Raw genomic sequence first — 12,558 nt, 5'->3', positions numbered from 1 at the left:
AGCCGAGGACTCGTACCGGCGGCTTCAGCCCAGCTTCGCGTTCTGCGCCTTCACTATGTTCGCGGACATCTTGGCGTCGCTGGGCCGGGTGCTGTCGGCGATGGCGAAGCCGTTCACCGAGAAGTAGACGGCGAGCACGTCACCGTGGCGGACGGCTTCGGTGTGCAGAGTGTGGGTGACACCCTGGAACGTCATCGTCGACCGGAAGGCGACGGCACCAGTCGTCGTGCCCTTCTCGGCGGTGACCGAGTCGTAGGCCGTGGTGTTCTTGCCCGCCTTCGCAGTGAAACCGTCGCTGCACTGGGGCACGGCCTTCGCCAAACCGGCCAGCACCGACTCGGCCTTGGCCGCCGGCCCGTACGAGGCGAGAGTGATGTTCGTCGTCGCCTTGCCGTAACCCGCCACGGCACTGCGCGTGAGTTCGGCCTGCGGTTCACCGAGTGGGAGTTGGTTCATCGCGTAGGCCAGCGGGGTGCAGCCGGGCTTGTCGACCGTGACCTCGTCCGAGGACTGGGCGAAGGCGTACTGGGCGTCGGGCTTGGACACGTTGTAGCCGGGCAGGTCGTCCTTCGTCACCATGACCTTCGCCAGCCGCTGCGCCGGAGTGACCGGCTTGGCCTTCGGCGCCGACGGCGAACTGGCGGGCGCGTCCTCGCTGCCAGAGCAGGCGGTCAGTGCGGAGGCCGAGGCCAAGAGGGAGACGGCTGCCAGGGTGACGCGCTTCATGGGGGGACTCCTCCTGGGGGGGATGGTGACCGAGATGAGGTCGCCGCCGCACTCTACTTAACCCACTGTCCGCTCCCGACGCGCCCATGAAGTGCTGGAGAATCCCCATGCGGATCCTGGACCTCACGTCGTCCGCGGGGAGCAGGAAGGTGTCGCGGAGCAACGTGGGGAGGCAGTGCGGGGATGCACCGAAATCCTCTTCCAGGAGATCGCGACGGGCAGCGTGGAACCTCCCGGAGGACCTGCGCCTGGAGCGCCTGGACCTCGATGCCCTGGAGCGCGCCTTGTGAGTGAATCGTGCAGGCATGATGGCCGGGAGGTGCTGACCGCCCCAGGGCGGGTGCGCACCCACTGCCGCGGCGAGTTCGCTGCAGCACACCTGACCTGATAGTTCGGCCCTTGTCGCAACGGGCATTTGCCTGCCCGAAGTTGCAGATGGATAACGGTGCGGGTGGTGCGTTCTCTGAGTTCGGACGCGTCTTGAGGGGCTTATGTGCGGCTGATACGGTGCCATGGCTTGACACTCACTTCGGCGCTGACTATTCGGTCAGCTCAGGCGCCAATCCAACGGGCCGAGAAGTGCGAAGTGTCCTATTTGGTAAGTAACTTCTTGGGTGTACGGGGAGCGGTTGCGTGAAGATCCAAGAGCGTACGGGGGCGGGCGCCGGTCGTTCCGCCGCTCCGGCTCAGCCGTCGGTCGGTGACCGGCTTCCCACACCACCTCGCGAGCGCAAACCGGCACTGGCCGCGCTCGCGGTGCTGCTCATCCTGGTGGGTGCGCTGGGAGTGACGATGCTCGTGCTCCAGGTCGGTGACCGGGTCGAGGTCGTCAAGGTGACGAACGAGGTCCAGGCCGGGGAGTCCCTCAAGGACAGCGACGTGACCTCCGTCATGGTCGCCAAGGACGACAACATCCACTACGTCGAGTGGTCGCAGCTGAAGACCATCCAGACCTACAAGGCCAAGTCCACGATCTACCCGGGCAGCCTCGCGGTCGGTGAGATGTTCGCCAAGAAGGCGACCCTGCCCGCCGGCAAGGCCGCCGTCGGCCTCGCCCTCAAGGAGGGCCAGTACCCGTCGGACATCAAGGCCGGTGACGTCGTCTCCGCCTACCGCGTCAGCACCAGCGGCTCCCCCTCGAACAGCACCGACGACAGCACCGGCTCGAGCGGCACCTCGTCCTCCGGCGGCGCCATCGTCGACGACGCGCGCGTGAACAGCGTCGAGGACGACAGTGACGCCACCGTGAGCACCGGCAACCTCTCGCTCACCGTCCTCGTCGACGAGTCCGACGCGGCCGCGCTCGCCTCCGCGGCGGCCGCGAACCAAGTCGCCATCGTGCACGTCCCCGGCAACTAGAAGGCGGCACCCAACCCATGGCGCTCATCGCTCTCGCCGCCGACAAGGGTTCCCCCGGCGTCACCACCGCGGCCGTCGCGCTCTCGGCGGTCTGGCCGCGGCGCGTCCTGCTCGCCGAGACGGACCCGGCGGGCGGTGACCTCGTCTACCGCAGTGCCGCCGCGCACGGCGGACCGCTCAACCCCAATACCGGCATGCTGTCCATCGCCGCGACCGCGCGCCGCGGACTCGTGCCGGACCAGCTCTGGGACCACGTACAGCCGTTGAGCGGGGGACTGGAGGTGCTCGTCGGGCTCGGTATCGCCGAGCAGGCAGCGGGGCTCGCGGGGCTCTGGCCGACCCTCGGGCATGCCTTCGCCTCCCTCGCCGACTCCCCGAACGCCGCCGCCGACGTCATCGCCGACTGCGGACGCGTCAGTGGGGACACTCCTGCCGTCGAGCTGTTCCCGCACGCCTCCCTCGTGCTGCTCCTCTCCCGCACCGAGCCGGAGGCGATCGCGCGGGTGCGTGACCGTGCCGCGGCGCTGGCCGGCAAGCTGCACGGGGGCCCGCGCGGTGCCGCGAGCCTCGCCAACCCGGTGATCGGTGTCGTCCTGATCGCCGACACGGGTAACGCCGGCAAGCTCGCCTCGCAGGTCAACGACATGCTCGTGCACGCCCAGACCGGCGCCCGCGTGGTCGGCACCCTCGCCGACGACCCGGCCGGTGCCGACCAGCTGGCCGGCCGTAAGCGCGGCCGTCTCGACAAGTCGCTGCTGATCCGCTCTGCCCGCAAGGTCGCCGCCGACCTCTACCAGCAGTACGGCGCCGCCTGGGCCGCCTCCGCCCAGGCGAACCAGGCCCACCAGGTTCAGCAGGCCCACCACGTCCAGCACAACCACCCGGGCCAGATGCAGGGCCACGCGGGGGCCGGCACATGACCGCTGTCGACCACCAGTTGGTCAAGCGGTTCCGCCAGGACGCCGGCGATCGCATCGCCGAGCAGCGCCGACAGGACCAGATCAACAACGTCACTCCGATGTCCACGGAGGACGAACGGCAGTACGCCCGTGCCGTCATAGCCCAGATCCTGGAGGAGTACGCCCGCGCCGAGATCAACGCGGGCCGTACGCCGCTGGACGCCGAGACCGAGGAGCAGTACGCGGCCGCCGTGCACGCGGCGCTGTTCGGCGTCGGTCGGCTCCAGCCGCTGCTGGACAACCCCGAGGTCGAGAACATCGACATCAACGGGTGCGACCAGGTGTTCGTCGGCTACGCCGACGGACGTGAGGTGAAGGGCGACCCCGTCGCCGAGACCGACGAGGAGCTCATCGAGCTCATCCAGATCCTCGGCGCCTACTCGGGTCTGTCCTCCCGCCCCTTCGACTCCGCCAACCCCCAGCTCGACCTGCGGCTCCCCGACGGTTCACGTCTGTCGGCCGTGATGGACGTCGCCCGGCGCCCCGCGCTGTCCATCCGCCGCGCGCGCATGGGCAAGGTGTTCATCTCGGACCTCGTCGGCAACGGCACGCTGACCCCCGAGGTCGCCCACTTCCTGGCCTGCGCGGTCCGCGCCCGCAAGAACATCATGATCGCCGGCGCCACCAACGCCGGTAAGACGACGCTTTTGCGCGCCCTCGCCAACGAGATCCCGCCGAACGAGCGCCTCATCACCGTCGAGCGCGCCCTGGAGCTCGGGCTCGACACCTTCCCCGACCTGCACCCCAACGTCGTCGCCTTCGAGGAGCGCCTGCCCAACTCCGAGGGCCAGGGCACCATCTCCATGGCGGAACTGGTGCGACGCTCGCTCCGTATGAACCCCTCCCGCGTCATCGTCGGTGAGGTCCTCGGCGACGAGATCGTCACCATGCTCAACGCGATGTCGCAGGGCAACGACGGCTCGCTGTCCACGATCCACGCCAACAGCTCCAGCGAGGTGTTCAACCGTATTTCCACCTACGCGTTGCAGGCCTCCGAGCGGCTGCCCATCGAGGCCAGCCAGATGCTGATCGCGGGCGCGGTGAACTTCGTCGTCTTCATCCAGCGGCGCAACAACTTCGGCAACGGCGGCCGCCTCCAGCGCATGGTCACCTCCGTCCGTGAGGTCAACGGCGTCGACGGACGCGTCCTGTCCAGCGAGGTGTTCGCGGAGGCCCCCGACGGCCGGGTCGTGCCGCACGCCCCCCTAGCCTGCCTGGAGGAACTGATGGCACACGGCTACCGGCCGTCCGGGACCTGGGGGTGAGCCGGGGATGAACACGACTCTCGCAGCAATCGGCTCGCTCGGCTCCATGGGCGGCCTGTTCTCCACCACCGTCCTGTACTCGATAGGAAGCGGCGTCGCCGTCGGCGGCGGCCTCGCCCTCCTCCTCGTCGCCGTACGCGGGCTGCCCGTCAAGCCCGACCACGAGAAGCAGAAGGCCGCCGAGCGGGCGAGCGAACTGATCCGGTTCGCCGGCCAGCGCGGCTCGCTCGCAGCCATCGTCGGCCTGGTCGTCCTCGTCCTCACCCGCTGGGCCGTCGCGGGCATCGCGGCCGGCGTGCTCGTCTTCTTCTGGGACCGCCTGTTCGGCGGCGCCGGCGAGGAACGCGCCGCCATGCGCCGCGTGGAGGCCCTGGCGTCCTGGACCGAGTCCCTGCGCGACACCATCGCCGGTGCCGTCGGCCTGGAGCAGGCCATTCCGGCCTCCGCCCGCGCCGCCGCCCCGGTCCTGCGCCCCCACCTCGACGCCCTCGTCGACCGCCTGCGCGCCCGCACCCCGTTGCCCGAGGCGCTCCAGCACCTCGCCGACGAGATCGACGACGCCTCCGCCGACATCATCGTCGCGGCCCTGATCCTCAACGCCCGCCTGCGCGGACCCGGTCTGCGCCAGGTGCTGGGCGCGCTGGCGAAGTCGGCGCGCGAGGAAGTGGACATGCGGCAGCGGGTGATGGCGCAGCGCGCCTCGACCCGACGGTCCGTGCAGATCGTCGTGGCGGTCTCGATCGCCTTCGTCCTCGGACTGTCGATCTTCAACCGTGACTTCGTGGAGCCGTACGGCACCGCCGTCGGCCAGCTCGTCCTGGCCTGTGTCTGCGGCCTGTTCGCGCTCGGCTTCTGGTGGCTGCGCAAGCTGTCCACCATCGAGACGCCCGAACGCTTCCTGGTCCGGGACGAGGCAGCCGTCCAGTTCGTGCGTCCCAGGACGCCGTCGCAGCAGTCCCAGCAGCAGCTGCCGCAGGAAGAGGGGGCACGCCGGTGAACCTCACGATGCCGCTCGTCGTAGGCGCCGTCATCGGCCTGGGCATCTACGCCCTCGTCCGTGCCCTCATGCCCAGCAAGCGCAGCGCGATCTCGCAGGTCGCGCGGATCGACGCCATGCGGGCCCGCGGCTCGGCCTACGAGTCCGCGCGTGCCGAACGCGACAAGGGCCGCTTCGGCGCGCTGAGGGCCGAAGTCGGCCTGCGCGTGTCCGAGTTCTACCTCCAGCAGGGCTGGGAGCAGCGCTCGCTGCGCGCGGACCTGGCGGTCCTGGACCGCAGCTGGGAGAAGTTCCTGGCGACGAAGGTGCTGCTGGGTGTGGCGGGCCTGTTCTTCGGCCCGCTCCTGTTCGCCATCGTCTACACCCTCGGCGTCGGCCGGAGCCCGATCATCCCGGTGTGGCTGGCGCTGCTCTTCGCGGTGATCTTCTTCTTCCTGCCCGACCTGGAGGTGCGGCGGGACGCGGCCCAGAAGCGGCGCGACCTCCGGCGCGTGATCGGCGCGTACCTCGACCTGGTGTCGATGAGCCTCGCCGGCGGACGTGGTCTGCCCGAGGCCCTGATGGCGGCGGCCGAGATCTCCGACGGCTGGGCCAACCAGCGCATCCGCAACGCCCTCTCGGACGCCCGCATCACCGGCATCAGCCAGTGGCAGGCGCTCGGCCAGCTCGGCGAGGAGATCGGCGTCGAGGAGCTCAAGGACCTCTCCGCCTCCCTGGCCCTGGTCGCGGACGACGGTGCGAAGGTGCGGGAGTCCCTCGCGTCCCGGGCCGAGACCATGCGGCACCGGGAGCTCGCCGAGATCGAGGGCAGCGCGGGTGAGAAGTCCCAGTCGATGCTCGTGGCACAGCTGCTGCTGTGCGCCGGGTTCCTGGTGTTCCTGATCTTTCCGGCGGCGATGCGGGTGTTCCAGGTGCAGTGAGCCGTGCAGTGAGCCGACCTTCACAACTCCAGAACTTCCGTGAACCGATTTCGAAAGGACAAGACGTCATGAACGGACGCAACTTCCACACGGGCATCCCGGCAGTGGACTTCCTGGTCACCTTCCTCCAGGCCCGTACCGAGCGCGCCCGCTCCGGCGAACTCGACCGCGGTGCCTCCGCGGTCGAGTGGGTCATCATCTCGGCGGTCGTCGTGGCGATCGTCGGTGTCGTGGCCGCCATCATCAACGCCGCGCTGAGCGAGGGCGCCAACAAGGTCGGCGACTGCATCAAGGGCGCGGACGCGGGCAAGACCTGCTGATCGTCGTAGGAACAGTCGCAGGGACAGCCACAGGACAGTCGTACGGACAACGGGGTTCACGGGGATGCTGGCGGACGTGAGCAGACGGATACGCCGAAGGGTGCGGGCCGCGCGGAGAGCGGCGGCCGCCCGCGGCGACTCCGGCATGACCGCGATCGAGTTCGTGCTGCTCACTCCCGTACTGTTCTTCATGATCTTCGCGACCGTGCAGTTCGCCCTGTACTTCTTTGCGGACCACGTCGCCCAGGCGGCGGCCCAGGCGGGAGCGCGCAAGGCGCGCGCCACGGCCGACGAACGGCCGGGCGCGTGGCGGGGCGAGGCCCAGGACGTGGTGGACAGCTACATCCGCCAGCTGGGCCCGCAACTGGTGCTGGCGCCGGACGTGAAGATGCTCCAGCCGGACCAGAACACGGTCGGTGTGGAGATCGCGGCCCGGGTGCCGACGGTGTTCCCGGGGCTGGACCTGACGGTGCACGCGCAGTCGGCCGGCCCGGTGGAACGGTTCGTACAGGAGGAGAACTGATGACTCCGTCTCCTCGTGCGCTGTGGAGCGACAGCCGGCGGGCGGACGACCGGGGCCTGTCCACGATCGAGGTCGTGATCCTCGCCCCGGTGATGATCCTGTTCATCCTCGTCCTGGTGGCCTTCGGCCAGCTCGTCGACGGCCGCGGAGCGCTCGACGGAGCGGCCCGGGACGCGGCCCGCGCGGGTTCGATCCAGAAGGACCACGCCACCGCCATGGCCGAGGCCAAGAAGGCCGCCGAGGCGAACCTGGGGGATGTCTGCTCCGGGCCCGTGTCGGTCGTCCAGACGAGCCAGGGCTTCGAGCCCGACACCATCTTCACGGTCGAGGTGAGCTGCCAGGTGCGTGGCCTCGCCACGCTCGGCCTCGACGTTCCGACGACGCTGTCGGCGAGCTTCAGCTCCCCGCTCGACCCGTTCCGGAGGTCGGCGTGAGACACCTCCCGCCCTATTGGCGGTCGTGGTGGGCGGCCCGTCGCGCCCACCTGGACGACCGTGGCTCCGGCGCCGGCGCGGTCATCATCTTCGCCCTGGTCTTCCTCTCCCTCTCCGCGTTCGTGATCGACGGCGGCCTGTCCATCTCCAAGCGGGAACGGGCGGCCGACATCGCGGAACAGGCGGCCCGTTTCGCCGCCCAGGACATCGACCGCGAAGCCCTCTACGAGAACCCGGACCTGAACGCCCTGGGGCCGATCAACTACGAGAACTGCAACGCCCGCGTGAAGGCCTTCGCCCGCGAGATGGACATGACGGGCGCGGACATCGCGGCGACCCACTGCGTGGCGGCGGACGCCCAGCAGGTCCAGGTCGAGGTGCAGCTCACCTACTCCCCGGTCTTCACGGGGATGTTCTACGGCGGCGACGTGGTCGTCCACGGGCAGGCGGTGGCGGAGAACCAGGTCGGCTGATGCCCGCCGCCCCCGTCGGCCGTCCCTCTCGGCTCCGCTGAGCACGATTCCCCCACTGGAGGTACAACCCCATGCGCACACGCACGACCACGGCGGCGGCGACCGCCCTGACCGCGGCGGTGGCGCTGCTGCTGACGGGCTGTGGTGGCTCGGACTCGTCGGACACGAAGGACGCGGGCAAGATCGCGGGAGCGGAGTCGGGTTCGGGGTCTTCGAAGCCGTCGGCGTCCGCCCCGGGCGACGACATCGAGCGGCCGGAGATCAAGCTGCCGTCCGACGTGGAGAACGTCTTCGAGGAGACGCAGACCGGCGACGCGAAGAAGGACGCGATCCTGGCCGACAACGAGCGGCGTATCAACTCCATCGACGAGGCGATCACCGTCGATGCCAAGAAGTACCCCGCCCCTGAAGTTCTACTCCAAGGACGACGCGCTGGCGTCGGCGGCCTCCTACATCATGTCCTTCCGTGACGAGAACCGGAGCTTCACCGGCACGACTCGGTACTACGACCGCGAGGTCACGTTCCACAAGGATGGGGCCGCCTCCGTCACCTACTGCATGGATGCGACACAGGCCTACCCGAAGGACGGGACGACCGACAAGGTCGACCGGTCGGTCAAGGCGTCCCCGAGCGACTACGTGTTCTACAGCACCCGTCTGGAGAAGAACGCGAAGGGCGTGTGGCAGACCACCACTGTCTCGTCCACGGAGGCTGCCAAGAGGTGCATGTGATGAGCCGTAACAGTGCTGCGCGCCGTCGCTGCGTCGACTCTGGCCGTCGCGGTGGCTGCCATGCCCTCCACGGCCACGGCCGGTGGCGGACGAGGCGGAGGTGAGAAGGGCAGCTACGAGGGCAACGCCGAGGGCTCCTCGAACGGCCGTGTCATCACGGCCAAGACCAAGATCAGGGTCACCACCGACGGCGGCTCCCGGTCCTCCACGGGAACCCTGACTCCGTCCAACAGCAACTGGACGCCCCCGGCCTGTTGGTACGAGCCGGCGTTCTCGCCCAAGGAAATCGAGGCCACCGTCAAAGCGTGGCGGGACATGGACGGCATCGTGTTCCTCGACGGCATCGGGGACTTCATCGGGATGGCGCTGGACCACCGGTACAAGGACGGGCACCCGTACAAGAACTACAACCTGGACAAGCAGGGCGAGGGCATGTTTTGGGCGGCCGCGGTGAACCCCAACCGCAAGGACGAGCCCGAAGCCATGTCCTGCGACAAGTCGCCCTTCTGGGTCGACGAGGGCGAGCCCCCCAACGAGCCCCTGGCCGTTTCCCCTCAGGTCCTCGCCGAATACGCCTACGACGAACTCCCCGTCCCAGACACCGAGATCGAGATGGCCCCGACGGGCAAGTCGACCGTCAACCTGCCCACCTGGATCTGGCTCGACAAGGCCAAGTTCAAGAAGCACTCGGTGACGGCGAGCCTCCCCGGCACGGGCCTGTCCGCGACCACCACCGCCGAACCCGTTTCCTTGCACATCGAGCCGGGGACGGCCGACGCCCAGACGTACCCAGCCTCCGGCGAATGCGCGATCAACGAGGACGGCAGCATCGGCGCACCGTACGCGAAGGGCAAGGCCGACCAGACCCCGGCCTGCGGCGTCAGCTACCTGCGCTCGTCCGGCTCCGACGGTCCCTACCCGCTGCGTGCCACGGTCACCTGGAAGATCAGCTGGACGAGCACGAACGGCGAGGGCGACGACCTCCCCGACGGCACATTCGGTACGACCCAGGACGTGACGGTGCAGGAGATCCAGTCGGTGAACCGCTGATCCGGAACATTCGACGGATCTGCACACCGTTCACCGTGAGGTCGTGACAAACCAGGGCAGGAATTGAGCACCACTCACTTACCCCGCCGTGCATTGCACACCGGTACCGCGCAGTGGCGGAACATGTGAAGGTGACGGGCCTTTCGGTGACCGAATGGTCACACACATGAATTCGGTCACCGAAATCCATCGCACCCCGATAACCACAGACTGGCCGACCCTTCACCCGACGTGCTTTGATCGGTCACGCTCGAGCACTTCGAATTATTGAAACGAAGGGAACCGCCTTCCATGGCCTTCACCCCGCAGATCCAGACCGCCCACATGTCCGACGCCGAGCTGGACACCATCGCCGGCGGCCAGGCGGGCGGCACCGCGGGTGCCGGCGCCGCAGCCGGTCTCTACGTCGAGACCTCGGCCGCCGGCGTCAACACCGGTGTCGGCGGCGGCGTGGGCCTCGCCGTCTCGCCCGAGGGCATCGCGGCGGACCTGCACCTCAACGCCGCGGTCGCTTCCTGACCCCAGGCGCGCGAAAGGCCCCGGATCTCCGGATCCGGGGCCTTTTCACGTCGGGGGCACGGCCGCCTTACTTGCCGCCGCCACCGCCCCCCTTACTTCCCTTCCCGCTCCGCTTGTCCTCGGTCTTCATGGCGTCGTTGGCCTGCTTGGCAAGCTCGTCATCAAGCTTCTTGAACTCGCGAACGACGGCATCGGACATACTCGCCAGCGCATCGAGCTGCTGAGTGATGTCCTCGCGCCCGTCCTCCCAGTTGGACTCGAAATCCCCGAGCGCGTCATTGACGCTGCCGTCGCCGATGTCGTCCTTATAGGACTCGAAGAGCTTCTTCGTGTGATTCAGACGGGTCTTGATGGAACGAAGCCGGCGCCCGTACCCCGAGCCGATCTTTCCGTTGAACGGTTGTGCCTTGTAAATTCCCGTGTGCATAAGGTTGTTGACGGAGATGTGCGCGTGACGAGTCTCTCGCGCGGGCCGTGCCGTCCTTCGCCCGGGAACGCGTTCGACGCCGTCGCGGCCGCCGTACCGGACGTCCACGGTCACCACAAGGCACAGAACCCTGACCTCACGGCCGTGAGATACATCGTCTTCCCTGCCTACGCCTGCGAATTCTCCGGCAGGGAGACGCTGCCCGAAGCTTCGTGCCGTCGGGGAGGTCGCCGCCGGAGCCGTCGTCAAGCCATACCCAGGCTTCGACCCTTATCAGCCGCCGCGCAGACCTGAGGACCTCACGGGTGCGCAGCCACCCCTCTCCGAATGGGCGGACACTGCCTGCCACACACCCTGGGCGTTCTTGCCCATGGGAATCACGTAGAAGACCTCGGGGTCCGTGCCCGCCGGGTTCCCTTTGACCTCGCCGGTCTTGCGATTCTTCGTGGAGGCTTTGCTCTCGTCGGTGCAGTAGGAGAGGGACGCCGCTGCCTTGTCCTCGGCGATGGTGACCTTGGGGTCGAACACGGGCAGCTTGCCGATGACGGTGAGGTTCTTGTCCGTGTACGTCTTGATCCACTGCCGGCTCTGCAAGAAGCCGGCCTCGGTGTCGTAGAAGGCCCGGGCCTTGCTGTCCGGGTCGTTCTCGATGATCGCCGCGTACCCTGCCCGGAGCTGCTCCTTGCCGTCGTTGAGCACGGCCTGCTCGACGGGGTCGCTGCTCGTCCAGTTCTCGAAGGTCAGCCGGAGGCTGCTGGGAAGCTTGATCACGGGGCGCTTGGCCTCGGGCGCCGCAGACGACGCCGAAACGGAGGCCGACGGGCTGCTCGACCCGCTGTCCGCCCCCTTGAGGCCGTCCGACGACTTGCCGTCACCCGCACCGCAGGCGCTCAGAAGCAGCGCCGCCGTCGCGGTCAGCGTGGCGGCAGTGGTGGTCAGAGCGCGGCGGGCCACGATTCGTCTCCCCCGGTGTTCGGCGTATGCGGTAGAGAACGAAGTTATCAGGGGCCGGTACTGGGCCCTTGAGAGGCAGTGGTGGATTGTGCGGGGAAGACGAGGAGCGCGGCGTCGCGGTTGCGAACGGTGCTTGTCATGTCGGAAAGGCGCGGGTGGGCCATGCGAGGGATGAGCTGGTGACTGGTCAGGTTGTTCCCGTTCCGGAGGGCGTCCTGGCGCGCGAGATCTTCGGGCCGCTCGGCGGGGTCGTGGAGGTCGGGGCCGTGTCGGCGACCGGCACGTGGAGTGTCGGTGCAGCCTCCGTCGGCGAGTTGGTGAGCCGTCGGCGTGACGAGGTCGACCGGCTGCTCGAACTCGTCCGTGCCATTGGCGGCTTCTCTTCATCGGTCATGGCCATCGCAGATGAACTGGGCTATCTGCGGGAGCACGAGGTGACGGCACCGTCCTTGCTGCTGTGGTCGGGTGCGGTCGAGGGGATTCCGTCCCGGCTCGCGGACCTCGAACGGCCGGACGTCGTTCGTCGCATGTGCCACATGGCAGCCGACCTGCAGCTGACGCACTTCCTGCAGGCCCTGATCACGGCTGCCGTCGCGGCAGGAGGGGAGGTCCGTCAGGGGGCAGCCGGCATCGCCGAAGCGCTGGCGATCGCGTCCGGCATCGCGGATGCCAGGGGGAGGAGTGCACCGGCGCTGGTCTTCCGGATGTGGCGAGTCGCTCGCCTCCCGGGCCTGCTCCGGCCCGAGGCGGACACGCCCGAGTATGGAAGGGCCGGGTTCCGGGCCTACGACCGGGCGCTCGAAGCCCTGCTGACGGCTGCCTGACGGCGTGAGAGAGGAGGGGTGAGCGGAGTGGAGATCGTCCTGGATCCTCCGTGAGCCACCGAGAACCCGCCTGCAT

At 68.6% G+C, this 12,558-nt stretch carries 17 protein-coding genes; 14 read left to right on the top strand and 3 right to left on the bottom strand.

Annotated elements, in window-relative coordinates:
- Positions 1-24 precede the first annotated feature (24 nt).
- Positions 25-726, bottom strand: coding sequence for a hypothetical protein (locus tag ACZ6TU_RS03830; protein ID WP_469546383.1), 702 nt, complete (start codon positions 724-726; stop codon positions 25-27).
- Between the two features lie 633 nt (positions 727-1,359).
- Between ACZ6TU_RS03830 and ACZ6TU_RS03825 the strand changes: the two genes are divergently transcribed.
- From ACZ6TU_RS03825 to ACZ6TU_RS03765, 13 genes are all read left to right on the top strand, one after another.
- On the top strand, positions 1,360-2,085 hold the full coding sequence (locus ACZ6TU_RS03825) for a hypothetical protein (RefSeq protein ID WP_467672284.1): 726 nt from the start codon (positions 1,360-1,362) through the stop codon (positions 2,083-2,085).
- Positions 2,086-2,102: 17 nt separating this feature from the next.
- Positions 2,103-3,005, top strand: a complete 903-nt coding sequence (locus tag ACZ6TU_RS03820) for a hypothetical protein (protein WP_467672282.1) — start codon at positions 2,103-2,105, stop codon at positions 3,003-3,005.
- Positions 3,002-4,309 carry a CpaF family protein gene (locus ACZ6TU_RS03815; protein WP_467672280.1) on the top strand — a complete coding sequence of 436 codons (1,308 nt, stop codon included), beginning with the start codon at positions 3,002-3,004 and terminating at the stop codon, positions 4,307-4,309. The genes ACZ6TU_RS03820 and ACZ6TU_RS03815 overlap by 4 nt, the downstream gene beginning before the upstream one ends.
- A gap of 46 nt (positions 4,310-4,355) precedes the next feature.
- Positions 4,356-5,306, top strand: coding sequence for a type II secretion system F family protein (locus ACZ6TU_RS03810; RefSeq protein ID WP_467672594.1), 951 nt, complete (start codon positions 4,356-4,358; stop codon positions 5,304-5,306).
- On the top strand, positions 5,303-6,226 hold the full coding sequence (locus ACZ6TU_RS03805) for a type II secretion system F family protein (protein WP_467672278.1): 924 nt from the start codon (positions 5,303-5,305) through the stop codon (positions 6,224-6,226). The genes ACZ6TU_RS03810 and ACZ6TU_RS03805 overlap by 4 nt, the downstream gene beginning before the upstream one ends.
- Before the next feature lie 68 nt (positions 6,227-6,294).
- Entirely contained in the window at positions 6,295-6,546 is a 252-nt protein-coding gene (locus ACZ6TU_RS03800) for a hypothetical protein (RefSeq protein WP_010041603.1), read from the top strand.
- A gap of 64 nt (positions 6,547-6,610) precedes the next feature.
- Complete coding sequence (locus ACZ6TU_RS03795; RefSeq protein ID WP_467672276.1) at positions 6,611-7,069, top strand: TadE family protein; 459 nt, start codon at positions 6,611-6,613, stop codon at positions 7,067-7,069.
- Positions 7,069-7,503: a TadE/TadG family type IV pilus assembly protein gene (locus ACZ6TU_RS03790; protein WP_467672274.1), complete on the top strand. Its 435-nt coding sequence runs from the start codon at positions 7,069-7,071 to the stop codon at positions 7,501-7,503. Before ACZ6TU_RS03795 ends, ACZ6TU_RS03790 begins: the two co-directional genes overlap by 1 nt.
- Positions 7,500-7,976 carry a pilus assembly protein TadG-related protein gene (locus ACZ6TU_RS03785; protein ID WP_467672272.1) on the top strand — a complete coding sequence of 159 codons (477 nt, stop codon included), beginning with the start codon at positions 7,500-7,502 and terminating at the stop codon, positions 7,974-7,976. Before ACZ6TU_RS03790 ends, ACZ6TU_RS03785 begins: the two co-directional genes overlap by 4 nt.
- Before the next feature lie 71 nt (positions 7,977-8,047).
- Positions 8,048-8,446: a hypothetical protein gene (locus tag ACZ6TU_RS03780; protein WP_469546373.1), complete on the top strand. Its 399-nt coding sequence runs from the start codon at positions 8,048-8,050 to the stop codon at positions 8,444-8,446.
- Positions 8,433-8,708, top strand: coding sequence for a hypothetical protein (locus ACZ6TU_RS03775; protein WP_469546370.1), 276 nt, complete (start codon positions 8,433-8,435; stop codon positions 8,706-8,708). Before ACZ6TU_RS03780 ends, ACZ6TU_RS03775 begins: the two co-directional genes overlap by 14 nt.
- 60 nt (positions 8,709-8,768) lie before the next feature.
- Entirely contained in the window at positions 8,769-9,758 is a 990-nt protein-coding gene (locus ACZ6TU_RS03770) for a hypothetical protein (RefSeq protein ID WP_469546366.1), read from the top strand.
- Positions 9,759-10,049: 291 nt separating this feature from the next.
- Complete coding sequence (locus ACZ6TU_RS03765; RefSeq protein WP_467672266.1) at positions 10,050-10,277, top strand: hypothetical protein; 228 nt, start codon at positions 10,050-10,052, stop codon at positions 10,275-10,277.
- A gap of 67 nt (positions 10,278-10,344) precedes the next feature.
- Here the strand turns inward: ACZ6TU_RS03765 and ACZ6TU_RS03760 are convergent, their stop codons facing one another.
- Both ACZ6TU_RS03760 and ACZ6TU_RS03755 read right to left on the bottom strand, forming a co-directional pair.
- On the bottom strand, positions 10,345-10,704 hold the full coding sequence (locus ACZ6TU_RS03760) for a hypothetical protein (protein ID WP_467672592.1): 360 nt from the start codon (positions 10,702-10,704) through the stop codon (positions 10,345-10,347).
- A 273-nt stretch (positions 10,705-10,977) separates the two neighbouring features.
- The gene (locus ACZ6TU_RS03755; protein ID WP_467672264.1) at positions 10,978-11,658 is read right to left on the bottom strand and encodes a hypothetical protein; all 681 of its coding nucleotides are present in this window, start codon (positions 11,656-11,658) and stop codon (positions 10,978-10,980) included.
- A 179-nt stretch (positions 11,659-11,837) separates the two neighbouring features.
- On the opposite strand from ACZ6TU_RS03755, the gene ACZ6TU_RS03750 reads away from it, so the two are divergent.
- Positions 11,838-12,482 (top strand): hypothetical protein, encoded by a 645-nt coding sequence (locus tag ACZ6TU_RS03750; protein ID WP_467672262.1) that lies wholly within the window; start codon positions 11,838-11,840, stop codon positions 12,480-12,482.
- Positions 12,483-12,558 lie beyond the last annotated feature (76 nt).

This window comes from Streptomyces sp. NPDC052064 (assembly GCF_055585925.1).
Note: the sequence above shows the minus strand (reverse complement) of the source record. Positions and strands in the feature narration are given on the sequence as shown.